Raw genomic sequence first — 12,567 nt, forward strand, 5'->3', positions numbered from 1 at the left:
TAAATTAATCCAGCCATTCAGTGTGGAACACGCCTTCTTTATCGGTGCGTTTATACGTATGTGCACCAAAGTAGTCGCGCTGGGCCTGGATCAGGTTAGCCGGCAGTACCGCAGAGCGGTAGCTGTCGTAGTAGGCTACCGCTGCAGAGAAGGTCGGTACCGGAATACCGTTCTGCACAGCATAAGCCACTACGTCACGCAGTGCTTGCTGATATTCATCAGCGATATTTTTGAAATACGGAGCCAGCAGCAGGTTCGCGATGCCTTTGTTTTCAGCATAGGCGTCGGTGATTTTCTGCAGGAACTGCGCACGAATGATACAGCCCGCGCGGAAGATCTTCGCAATTTCGCCGTAGTTCAGATCCCAGTTGTATTCGTCAGATGCGGCACGCAGTTGAGAGAAGCCCTGAGCATAAGAGACGATTTTGCCCAAATACAGCGCGCGACGGACCTTCTCAACAAACTCTGCTTTATCACCAGCCAGTTTAGCCTGCGGGCCAGACAGCACTTTAGATGCCGCAACGCGCTGGTCTTTCAGAGAAGAGATGTAGCGAGCGAATACGGATTCGGTGATCAGCGACAGCGGTTCGCCCAGATCCAGAGAGCTCTGGCTGGTCCATTTACCGGTGCCTTTGTTCGCCGCTTCGTCCAGGATCACATCAACAAGGTATTTACCCTCTTCGTCTTTCTTGGTGAAGATATCTTTGGTGATGTCGATCAGATAACTGCTCAACTCGCCTTCATTCCACTCGGTGAAAGTAGTTGCCAGCTCTTCGTTAGACAGGTTCAGACCGCCTTTCAGCAGAGAATAGGCTTCCGCAATCAGCTGCATATCGCCGTATTCAATCCCGTTGTGCACCATCTTCACATAGTGACCTGCGCCATCGGCACCGATATAGATCACGCACGGTTCGCCATCTTCAGCAACAGCGGCGATTTTAGTCAGAATCGGCGCAACCAGTTCGTACGCTTCTTTCTGCCCGCCAGGCATAATAGACGGACCTTTCAAGGCCCCCTCCTCACCGCCTGAAACACCTGTACCGATGAAGTTGAAACCTTCCGCAGACAGTTCACGGTTACGACGGATTGTGTCCTGGAAGAAGGTGTTACCACCATCAATAATGATGTCGCCTTTATCCAGATACGGCTTCAGGGAATCGATGGCAGCATCGGTGCCAGCGCCCGCTTTCACCATTAACAGGATACGACGTGGGGTTTCAAGAGACTCGACGAACTCTTTCACCGTGTAATAAGGTACCAGTTTCTTACCCGGGTTCTCGGCAACAACTTCTTCAGTTTTCTCGCGGGAGCGGTTGAAGATGGAGACGGTATAACCACGGCTTTCGATGTTGAGCGCCAGGTTGCGCCCCATCACTGCCATACCGACGACGCCGATCTGTTGCTTGGACATTACATACTCCTGTCAGGTGTGGTCACCGCGGCAGAGCGCGGTTCAAAAGTCGTGTTATAATAACCCATGTAAATACATCATAGAAAGTAGCTTCTGCGCTCTTTAATCAGCGATTGATTTTTATCTTTCCTGGCTATCTCTCGCGAAGTATACATCCTCATACTTCATAGCTATTTTATCCCAACAGTACAGCTCATCAGCTATAAGCTTCATATTAACTGCACATTTTTCATCATCCAAGACACCTGATTCAGCATCTGACAACAAGCCAAGTAGCTGTACAGAATTAGCGAAATAAAATGCGCGTTCGTCAGTGGTATATCGGTTGAAGGTACAATCGAATGCAAAAACTGGCTTGGCAAAATGCATAATCTCTACCAGCGAAGGGTTTGTTCCTCCCGCTGAGTGACCATGAATATATGCACGGCAATTACTTCTGAGCTTAAAAAGTTCATCCAACTCATATACTGGTTTAATCATTTCAATATTACTAAAAGACGAATACTTGCTCAGAAGATTTTTCCCGTATTCACTAGCTTCCCAGTTACCGATAAACTTGAGTCTCTTATTTGAACCAGAAAATGCTTCAAGTATCATATCAATATTATTTTCTGGTTCAATCCGACACAAAGATAAGTAATATTCATCAGTCGAAGGAGTATCGTTATAATTTGTCGTTTCTACACAAAGTACATGATCTCCCCCATAGGCTATTGTTTTTGCCTCAACGCCATAACATTGTTTAACATATTTAGTAATTTGCATGTTATCAGCAATAACAACATCTGAAAATTTTACTGCAAACCATTCAGATAACTTCAAGAATCTTTTTACATTGGTTGACCATTTATTTCGTTTCCACTCCATCCCGTCAATGTTAGTTATAATTTTTGCTTTTGTAAAAAATTTCAGTATTGGTAAAATCGTACAGCCAGAAACACCCAAGATTAATATTACATCTGATTTACGCGCCTTGAATAAAGAAATAATATCATATGGAATGCTTTGCAAGCCATTTGCGCGCAGGTTAACATATTTTAATGATGCATTATTATAAGTTTTCTTTTGAACTTCGTATAATGGCGAAGAACAGTAAACAACATAATTGCATTCAGGAGAAGCATGTTTAGTAAGATTTTCCACTAATGTTTCAAATCCACCATAACATGCCGGAATTCCAGCTGCGCCAACTACTGACACTGTTTTCTTCATGAGTAAAAGTACTCTTCCTATTTTATTTTAAAATGCACTGTAAATTTTCCCGGTACTGCTCAAAAAAGTACCTTTCACTCGCATCCCGAGCATTACGAGAAAACGCATAAAAATTTTCACGATCATTAAGTAAAGTAATTATTTTATTAAGAATTTCGTCATGTCTATCATGAGATATAGTATAACCAAATGCTGATTTAATAATTTCTGCAGGGCCACCTGTAACGGGACCAATTGGGATCGCGCCGTTGGCCATCCCCTCTACCAATGTTAACCCAAACGTTTCTATCCACTCAGGTGTAGATAAATTTAATACAAAAGACGACATTTGATATAGTCCCCTTAAATTTTTTGGTCGATTATACATAGTCACATTTCGCGGTATCTCCCTCTCTTTCAAAAAAGAGTTGAACTGTGTTACAGAACAATTCAAAACCATATGAAAATTAATATCTTGACTCTTAACAATTGCCATTTTTGCAATTGCAAGGAAATCATCTAATCCTTTATAGGGAACGAGAGAGGACAAAAACAATACATTGCGCCCATGGTATTTCGCATCAATATCCAATTCATCTATAGGAGTAATAAGTGAGTTGCTTAGTGGATTATAGATCACATATTGATTAGTAATATTTTCTAATTTTTCTGTTTCAAAAAGATAGTTTGAAACAAAAATAGTTTCGCTAGCACATTTATTGATACAAAAACGAAGGAACTTTTTAAGTAATATCGGTTTTATAGATGTTTCATGAATATATACTGTTGTTCTGACTTTCATTATTCGCGCAGCAAACATTGCCCCAAATGGCAGCATTGTATTTACTATCACATGTTGTTCCTGACCTTTATTAGCCTTTAATAGGCGATAAAGCATATGAAAAATGATAATATTTGCAACTACAAACTGGTAAAGCTTAACAAATTTATTGCTGTTCGGTATATAACGAAATTGATGATATTCCACACCATCAATATCTGATAGCACACCTTCGCCATCGCTGGTAATCAAGTGTTTTTCAGAGGAAACAGTGCTGATCATCTCCCTCAATACTCGAGGGCTACCACTGAAGTCATTGTACAAGTGAACAAAATAGTAAAGAACAGGATTTTCTATACATTGAGCCATTAGCGATCTCTAATCAGTTTTGCTGGCACTCCGCCAATTAAAGAAAATGGAGGAAAAGACTTATGAACGACGGCTCCTGCAGCAACAACAGAACCCGTACCAATTGTGACATTACTTAGAATCGTAACGTTGCAGCCGATCCAAACATTATCTTCAATCGTTACATTACCTCTTACAACTCCTTGTTCTTTAATATTACGGGTTTTATCAGTGAAAATATGATTTTCACCGATAATTGTTAGATGAGGGCCAATAATAACATCATCCCCAATATGAATATACCCAGAGCAACCAATAAATGAGTTAATCCCTATAGCACTTCGATTACCAACCCAAAGCCCTTCTCCCTTCATTCCTCCATAATAGCCGGAAGGACGAATACTAGTTCCAGAACCAATAGTGCATTTCTCACCAATATTGATCCCTTTAGTACAGTCACACTGGATTATGACATTCTCCTCTATCTTTGTCATTTTACCAATTGATAGTTTTCTTCTATCACCAATAATTTTCACTCTTGAATGGAAAAATAAAGGATATGAATAGCGACCTCTGCGGCAAAATGTTTTCATGAATGCTCGAGAAAACATCATTAAAATTCGATATAATACTCGAAAATTATATGACTCATCGTTATACGCTAAAGATCTCAAAAATGTACGCATTATTTACACCGTTCTATATTATCTACCCTACTTTTAACCGACATTGCTATTATTGGCAACATGATAACAGCACTGACATTTTGAAAAAGCGCAACATACAGTATCAGTAACAAAAATATATATGATTGATTTCCATCTTTTGAAAGCACCGCAGAAATCTTGATGAGAAAATATAGTGCAATAACAAGACCAATATAGCCAGCCATATATATATACGCAATAACATTTGAATCAGGCCATTTTTCTAAACCAACCCCGGCAAAGCCAACTCCATGACCAAGTGGATTACTTTTAAGATCAGTTAAAACATCTGTCCATTGGGTTACTCTACCTAATGATGATAAGTCGCCGCTTAAATTAACAATGATAAATAATGTCCCAATAAAACCGATCAAAACGAGCAGTATGTAACTATAAGTTTTTAATTTATAATGCATTCTGATTTTGTATAAAAAAAGCAAACAGAAGAATAATACAGCAACAAGGAAGATGGTCCGGGTTCCTGATAGTAGTGCAGGGATAAGGGAAATCAACATCACTAGTATTTTGGAGTTTTTAGAATAAACGCTAGAACCAACGAAAATGAAGAAACAAAAAAAAGCCAAAGATAGGGTATTACTAAAAAACCCAAACGGTCTTACAAAGCCTTCACGAAAATAGTCCCACTCATTCAACGCTAAATCCATATTCATGAATGAATCATAGAACCAAAAATCCTTTATCATATGATAATTATAATATTGATATAATGCGAATATAGCATTTGGCAGAACAATCAATATAAAACAAGCATTAATATAGTTTTTTTTATTAACAAAAGCATCCGTCTGACAAATTGCGATGAGAAGAAGTAACATCGGCACATATGAATTAAAACCAATAAAATAATTGCTTAACCCATTATTCATTATGCCTAATACAGAGATAACTATCAGAATGGAAAGCGTCAGCAGGACTTGTTGATATTTATTATGATTCAAGAATAATCTTCCCATATAAATCATACACAATAAATACACTGCTATCTCTTTTGCATATCCAGATATAAGAACAATACTATGATTAACATAATCTTTTGCTAATAAATAGATCCAATCATAGTAGCCATATAAACATGTTAACAGAACAAAAAACAGGGTAGTGTCTCGCTTGAGACCACTCAGTAACAAAGTAATTAATATGATTAAAAAGAAAACCACATCGAATATTTGTATTACTAGCATATATTATTTTCTCAATCTCAATGCTAAGCTTTTAAACGTTCGTACAAAAAATAATAAACCTTAGCTAAATAACCATGGATTATAGAACGTTTAAAGTTTATATAAATCGTTGCTTTTTTGCTATTAACATATCTAAAATTACTAAGCTTTTCTCTTTTACTTAATACAATGCCATCATCATACATTGACATATCATGCTCAAGTTTAGTATTAAGCACATTTACTGGGATATTTAGCTTGGATAAGTTAATAAAAAAATCAGTATCAATACCATATAAATTAAGCGACTCATCAAACAATGGACTGAATATATCACAAAGCTTTCGATTTATAACCATTCCACTAGTAATAGCCAATAGTTTCGGATGCAAGCCAGGGTTTATGGAGTTAAGATGCTTACCAACAACAATACCCATCCTTGCAGGGCTCTTCAGTGCCCCATTAACATATATCTGAGGGATATGAACTAAATAATCCCTTTGAAGTTCTTGCTCCAACTCAGCGAAGTAAACTCTATTATATACAGTATCATCATCTGATATAATAATAAAATCTAATTTATTTTCATTAATAATCTTATTATAAACATAGCTTAACGGACAGTTCTTTTTTTCTGTGCGATAGGTGATGTTGTTATTAGTCGCATAACTTTGATTTTGTTCTAGTATCTTCTCATCATCGCTATTATCCCATACAATAACGTCAAAATTCTCAAATGTTCTCTGTGACTCTTTCACACTATTGACTGCAACATTAACTTCTAGCTTTTTATTGTATATGACAACAAGTAGTTTTAATATCATTTAATTTACCGTAAATATATTTACAATAGTGCAATAAAGACAACACCACCCTTTTATATTTTTTCTCAATGACCTACTAAGAACTTTACTTGATTAACAATTTTTGCTGTAATGAATTTTACCATTGCCCACGAAGTCGAAAATCTCAGCAATATACCATAGGGAGCATCAAATAAAGTTAAATGGTTGGGAATATTAGCAATGTGCTTATTTTCTAGAAAATGTTCATCTCCACTCCATTTTATAAAACTCTGACAAAGATTTTTATTGCAAATAGTACCATCTAATGCCAAGAGAAAACGCTCTTTAACTTTATCGCTTGAATGAACCTCAATAGCCATATCCAGAACACGTCTAAATTCTCTATTATCACATTTATGAAACCCCGTGAATTTTCTCATTTTAAATACTTCAATCGGTGTATAACCCTGAACTGGACTATGTAAACCAATGCAAAATTTCCCTTTAAAAAACTGTTCGGCGAAAGCCGAACCACCAGGCAAAGGATGACTATCGATATATCCCTTGGCTGAATTAGTTAGGGATAGATACGCTTCATAACTAAGAGTTGAGTGAAGTACGATTCGACTTCTATATTTGAGTTTTGTTGCCCACCACCAATAGTCTCTATATTTACTAACACCTATGACATAAATTTTAGATTTACTATATTTATCAAGTATAGGGTGAATTATTTTTGTTATAGTCTCATTTCTAATAGGTTTATACTTAAAGCCAGCGGCAGCAGTTACTAACAAATCACCATTTGAAATCCCAGATGTCTGAAGATGTTTTTCGTTATCAATAATTGCAATATCAAGTGGGATACCTAGAAACGATTTTTCCGTTTTTAAATTCCTTAAGACATCAATCCGCCTACCAAATTCGCTGAGCTCAAACCAAAGATCAGCAATAGTTTGCCCAAAAGAAAAAGTATGATCTGCGTGATTCACGAAAAACACTTTCAACTTTGGATTATTTTTCTTTGCAATACCACATGAAATAACCGCACTGATATCATCAGGATGTATATTTAGTACAACTTTATTGTAATGTTGTATTTTTTCAACCAACCGATAAACATGCATCAAATAATTGTTTTTTGACACATATATACCTGTGATTTTATTAAAAAAAGTCTCCATTCTCGCTACCACGTCTGTATTATGTGGCATTCTGGTTATCAGTAAATCAGGTTTATTTTCGCAGTATTGAGATAATCTCTCCATTAGTCGAGTGTGCCCACCGGTTAGGTAAGGTTCACTGACAACAAACAATTCGTTGGGGCTACAGCCTATGGTTTCATGCCATTTTTTAGAGTTATAGCATAAATCACACAATTCACTCTCAATATCAGCTAAACTATAAATTCCAACATTGTTAAACCACAGCAATGAACCGATTTTCTGAGCATTTTTAATAGACAGATTTAACTCTTTATCATCAAAAATATACTCATTTACTTTTGTTAACAAGAGATTTTTATTCATATTCTAGTTTTTACAAAGAAAGTTTTTAGAAAAAACAAACATAAACATCATCACAATCAAATATAGTGAATAGTTTGTCAAATATGCGTAATTAGCCCCTTGCACACCGAGTTGTCTCACAAAATATTGAGTAAATAAAACTAATGTTAAAGAGAAAAAAATTTCTGAGAAGATATATAGCTTTGTTTTAGCATTAGAAAGCATTGGATATGCAATAACCCAACTTATAATTTTTACGACATCTCCACAAAGTTGAACTAAAAACAAATCCCTTGCACCTTTGAACTCATCGGTGAAAAGAATCTTAATAACTAAATCACGAAAAAAAAATACAGCACCAGCACTCAATATCGCAAACGGAATTACGACCTTCAAAGTATTAATAATTTCCATCTGCATTTCGCTTCGCGAAGTCAAGGTAGCCAATTTAGGCAAATAATAAGTTCCAAGCGCGATGGTCAATACTGAAAGATATGTTTCTGAAATACGCCATACAGCCTGCCATTGTCCTGCATCAACCCAACTTGTATTTGCAATAATTTCATTACGCACAAAAATGAATGATATAGGTACAGTTAAAGCAGTTGTTACTGCCATGAGAATATAATTCCCCAAGCCGGACAAGTATTTTCGCTCTACTCTTCCCCAAAAATTATTAAAGTTAAACCATGGTTGCCTGAAGTTTAACGCCAACATAGCAATACCCACAATGGCATTCTGAAGAGCCGCAGCGACTAATGCTCCCTGAATACCATATCTAATAACCATGTAAACCATGACACCTGCAGTAACCAGTGTCGAAAACATACCTACCTTTATATATTGTCGATATTGCTGTTTTCCATTGATGATTGATGTTAGCAATGTACCTAAGGTCACTAAAGGCAATGAGCAAGCACAAAGAATAAGCAACCAGGCATACTCAGTATTGTCAAATAACCATCCCGATAGCATCGTTGAAAAACTAATGGTAATGGCAATCGCAAGTATGCTTATAACCAGAGCCCAGTGTACTGCGGCTCTCCACCATGGGGCACATGCTTCTGTGCCCTTAGGTGAAAATTCAGCTGTATACTTGATAATGCCATTACTCGTTGGGGCATTTACCAGACCATTAAGACTGGTAACCACACTTTGAATTTGCCCCAGCATGGCCATTCCTGATGGGCCAGTATAGATCGCAACTACTTTAGCAATTATGAAACCCATTAACATTTTGACTAATGTTAATGAACCAGTCATAGCTGTAACCTTTAGCAATTTCTTCATACAGAAAATTCATTCAAGGCTTCAATTACTTTTTCCACATCAAGATTGGACATTGTTGGATCCAGCGGTATTGACAATACCATATTGTGAAGGCTTTCAGTTGTTGGTAAATCAATATCATTCATCCACTCATAGGCCTTCTGTTTATGTGGCGGGATAGGATAATGAATTAAAGACTGGATATTATTTTTTGCTAACCAGGACTGTAACAAATCTCTGTATTCACATTTTACAACAAATAGATGCCATACATGTGCTGAGTCAATTGTAACAGCAGGAAGATGGATTAAAGGATTACTAATACCTTTAATATAAAGATTTGCTATCTCTTGTCTGCGAAGAGTTTCTTGGGGAAGATATTTTAATTTTACAGTTAACATTGCAGCTTGGATTTCATCTAGACGACTATTAACGCCTGCATATATATTTTCATATTTTTTTTGTGAGCCATAGTTCCTCAAGGCATAAAGCACATCAGCTAATTGATCATCATTGGTTGTAATTGCCCCTGCATCCCCCAATGCACCAAGATTCTTTCCCGGATAAAAACTAAATCCTGATGCAATCCCCCAATTACCCGACATTTTGCCATTAATATTTGCACCATGTGATTGAGCGCTATCCTCGACTACAAGCAAATTGAATTCATCTGCGATTTCCATAATCTCAGGCATTGGAGATAACTGACCATATAAATGCACTGGTAAAATAAGCTTAGTCTTATTTGTTATTGCTAACCTAACATTCTGAGGTGAAAGATTGTAAGTACTGGGGTCTGGCTCGACAAGTACAGGTTTCAAATTATTTGCAGTTATCGCAAGAATAGATGCGATGTATGTATTAGCCTGTACAATAACCTCATCGCCATCATTTATTTTACCCATCTCCTTCAGGGCTCGAAATATTAAAATTAGTGCATCCAATCCATTCGCAACGCCTATTACATGCTTAACGCCACAGTAATCAGAAAAATTCCTTTCAAATTTTTGTAACTCCTCGCCCATAATGTACCAACCTGAATCGATTACCTTCGAACAAGCATTTTTGAGTTCTTCATTGTACCTGGCATTTACTTCTTTCAAATTTAGAAAATTAATCATAATTAACCTGTCGTATTTAATTTGCTTTCTTTAAAAAATCATCATAATCACGAATGTAATCTTTCTCATCATAATGACTGTTGGCTAATATCATAAGGACACAATCACTCGAAAAATCATACATTTCACGCCATATGTACGATTCAATAAGAAGACCTTGAGCTGGATTATCAAGCACAACCTCTATGCGCTCTGTACCATCATCCAACAGAAAACGACAGGACCCCTTGACTGCAATTGCAACTTGCTTTAATTCTTTGTGAGCGTGAAAGCCCCTACGAACACCTTCTTTGGTATCAAAAATGTAGTAAACTCTTTTAATACTAAATGGTATATTATTTTCTTCTTCTAAAGCGACTAATGAACCGCGATCATCACCATGTTTCTGAAGTGGGATAAGATTTATTTTCATACTCCTTCCTTAGTATTTAATGAAGAAAAAGTTGAGCCGCGCTGATCTTTTTCTGAAATGATATAATCCATGGAAGGCCATTCTATTTTTAAATCTACATCATCCCATTTAATACAACGTTCATGATCCGGTGAGTAATACTCTGTAGTCTTATATAGAAATTCGGCATGCTCGCTAAGAGTAAGAAAACCATGAGCAAATCCAGGAGGGATCCAAAGCTGCTTATTATTCTCTCCTGATAGCACCACACCGAACCACTCGCCATAAGTAGGTGATTCTGTACGTATGTCAACAGCTACATCAAATACTTCCCCACTCACACACCTGACGAGCTTCCCTTGTTCAAACGGAGCTTCCTGATAGTGTAAACCTCGTAAGACACCTTTACTAGATTTGGACTGATTATCTTGCTTAAAACTAACGTCTGAGCTTATATATTTTTTGAATTCTTTATCATTATAACTTTCAAAGAAATATCCCCTCTCATCATGGAATACTCGAGGTTCAATAACCATAACGCCACTAAGTGGAGTGTTAATTATATTCATCAGTTCCTCTACTTTATTCTAGCAATACATAAAGTCATTTTCTCGATATTTTACGGAGCTATCTACTAATGCCTTACCAAGGTCATTCCGGATCTTAGCAAATAAACAACACTTAAAGTTAACTCATTCGAGAAAGTTTTATCTAAAAAAACATGCCAATATGAGCATTGTCTGCGTTAATATGTCAACTTGATAATTTAATCAACTTAAACTATTTCTTTTCCCTATATTTTATCATGCTACTGTCACTTCCAATCATCTTGAAGTATTTACATAGCATTTTTTCTAGCATTTAGCCTAACATTAAAAGTTTCATATAAAATTATGTCTAATATTCGTAAAACACAAAGAACTAATGAAGCCTATCCCGAAGATTTATGTAACACATAATTATGAAAATGCTAAAATAGATTATTATTTATTCTCAATCATCTTTAAAAGATATTTCCCATAATTATTTTTCGCTAAAGGTTTAGCCAATTGAGCTATTTTCTCTGCATCAATAAACCCTTTGCGATATGCGATTTCTTCCGGACAAGAAACTTTCAATCCCTGACGCTCTTCAATTGTCGCAATAAAGTTACTTGCTTCGATTAAGCTCTGATGAGTACCTGTATCCAGCCATGCATAGCCACGTCCCATCATTGCAACAGATAACCGCCCCTGCTCCATGTAAATTCGGTTAATGTCTGTAATTTCCAACTCGCCACGTGCTGAAGGTTTTAAGTTCTTTGCCATTTCAACAACATCGTTGTCATAGAAATACAGCCCTGTCACCGCATAATTACTTTTTGGCTCAAGTGGTTTTTCTTCCAGGCTAATCGCTGTGCCATCCTTGTCGAACTCTACAACACCGTAACGTTCAGGGTCGTTTACATGATAGGCAAATACAGTTGCGCCACTTTCTTTATTTACGGCTGTATCCATTAATCTAGGAAGATCATGGCCGTAAAAAATATTGTCGCCAAGCACTAAAGCACAATCATCATTACCGATAAACTCTTCACCAATAATAAATGCCTGAGCAAGGCCATCCGGCGTCGGTTGTACTTTATATTGCAGATTTAGTCCCCACTGACTACCGTCACCCAGTAACTGCTCAAATCGAGGGGTATCCTGTGGAGTACTAATAATCAGAATGTCACGAATCCCAGCTAACATCAGCGTGGACAGCGGATAATAGATCATTGGTTTATCATAGATCGGAAGCAATTGTTTACTAACAGCCATTGTCACCGGATAAAGACGTGTTCCAGAGCCACCAGCTAATATAATGCCTTTACGCGTTTTCATTTCATGATCTCT

At 36.9% G+C, this 12,567-nt stretch carries 12 protein-coding genes; all 12 read right to left on the minus strand.

Annotated elements, in window-relative coordinates; genetic code table 11:
* Positions 1-4: 4 nt before the first annotated feature.
* The 12 genes from gndA to rfbA all read right to left on the minus strand — a co-directional run bounded on the left by gndA (position 5) and on the right by rfbA (position 12,555).
* A complete protein-coding gene (gene gndA / locus G4551_RS14990) occupies positions 5-1,411 on the minus strand; it encodes an NADP-dependent phosphogluconate dehydrogenase (RefSeq protein WP_003838942.1) in 1,407 nt (468 codons plus the stop codon).
* A 120-nt stretch (positions 1,412-1,531) separates the two neighbouring features.
* A complete protein-coding gene (locus tag G4551_RS14995; RefSeq protein ID WP_003838940.1) occupies positions 1,532-2,623 on the minus strand; it encodes a DUF1972 domain-containing protein in 1,092 nt (363 codons plus the stop codon).
* A gap of 22 nt (positions 2,624-2,645) precedes the next feature.
* Positions 2,646-3,665 carry a glycosyltransferase family 4 protein gene (locus G4551_RS15000; protein ID WP_157787174.1) on the minus strand — a complete coding sequence of 340 codons (1,020 nt, stop codon included), beginning with the start codon at positions 3,663-3,665 and terminating at the stop codon, positions 2,646-2,648.
* An 86-nt stretch (positions 3,666-3,751) separates the two neighbouring features.
* The gene (locus G4551_RS15005) at positions 3,752-4,417 is read right to left on the minus strand and encodes an acyltransferase (protein ID WP_071524301.1); all 666 of its coding nucleotides are present in this window, start codon (positions 4,415-4,417) and stop codon (positions 3,752-3,754) included.
* Positions 4,417-5,640, minus strand: a complete 1,224-nt coding sequence (locus G4551_RS15010) for a hypothetical protein (RefSeq protein ID WP_032941256.1) — start codon at positions 5,638-5,640, stop codon at positions 4,417-4,419. Before G4551_RS15010 ends, G4551_RS15005 begins: the two co-directional genes overlap by 1 nt.
* 23 nt (positions 5,641-5,663) lie before the next feature.
* Positions 5,664-6,443 (minus strand): glycosyltransferase family A protein, encoded by a 780-nt coding sequence (locus G4551_RS15015; protein WP_003842209.1) that lies wholly within the window; start codon positions 6,441-6,443, stop codon positions 5,664-5,666.
* 65 nt (positions 6,444-6,508) lie between these two features.
* The gene (locus tag G4551_RS15020; RefSeq protein WP_003842211.1) at positions 6,509-7,933 is read right to left on the minus strand and encodes a hypothetical protein; all 1,425 of its coding nucleotides are present in this window, start codon (positions 7,931-7,933) and stop codon (positions 6,509-6,511) included.
* A 3-nt stretch (positions 7,934-7,936) separates the two neighbouring features.
* On the minus strand, positions 7,937-9,175 hold the full coding sequence (locus G4551_RS15025; protein WP_231501079.1) for an O-antigen translocase: 1,239 nt from the start codon (positions 9,173-9,175) through the stop codon (positions 7,937-7,939).
* A 23-nt stretch (positions 9,176-9,198) separates the two neighbouring features.
* Complete coding sequence (locus G4551_RS15030; RefSeq protein WP_003842215.1) at positions 9,199-10,302, minus strand: DegT/DnrJ/EryC1/StrS family aminotransferase; 1,104 nt, start codon at positions 10,300-10,302, stop codon at positions 9,199-9,201.
* Positions 10,303-10,318: 16 nt separating this feature from the next.
* Positions 10,319-10,714, minus strand: a complete 396-nt coding sequence (locus G4551_RS15035) for a sugar 3,4-ketoisomerase (RefSeq protein ID WP_003842218.1) — start codon at positions 10,712-10,714, stop codon at positions 10,319-10,321.
* Positions 10,711-11,262, minus strand: a complete 552-nt coding sequence (gene rfbC / locus G4551_RS15040) for a dTDP-4-dehydrorhamnose 3,5-epimerase (RefSeq protein ID WP_032941356.1) — start codon at positions 11,260-11,262, stop codon at positions 10,711-10,713. Before rfbC ends, G4551_RS15035 begins: the two co-directional genes overlap by 4 nt.
* Positions 11,263-11,676: 414 nt before the next feature.
* On the minus strand, positions 11,677-12,555 hold the full coding sequence (gene rfbA / locus G4551_RS15045; RefSeq protein ID WP_003841824.1) for a glucose-1-phosphate thymidylyltransferase RfbA: 879 nt from the start codon (positions 12,553-12,555) through the stop codon (positions 11,677-11,679).
* Between the last annotated feature and the right edge of the window lie 12 nt (positions 12,556-12,567).

The organism is Citrobacter freundii ATCC 8090 = MTCC 1658 = NBRC 12681 (assembly GCF_011064845.1).
Classification (GTDB): domain Bacteria; phylum Pseudomonadota; class Gammaproteobacteria; order Enterobacterales; family Enterobacteriaceae; genus Citrobacter; species Citrobacter freundii.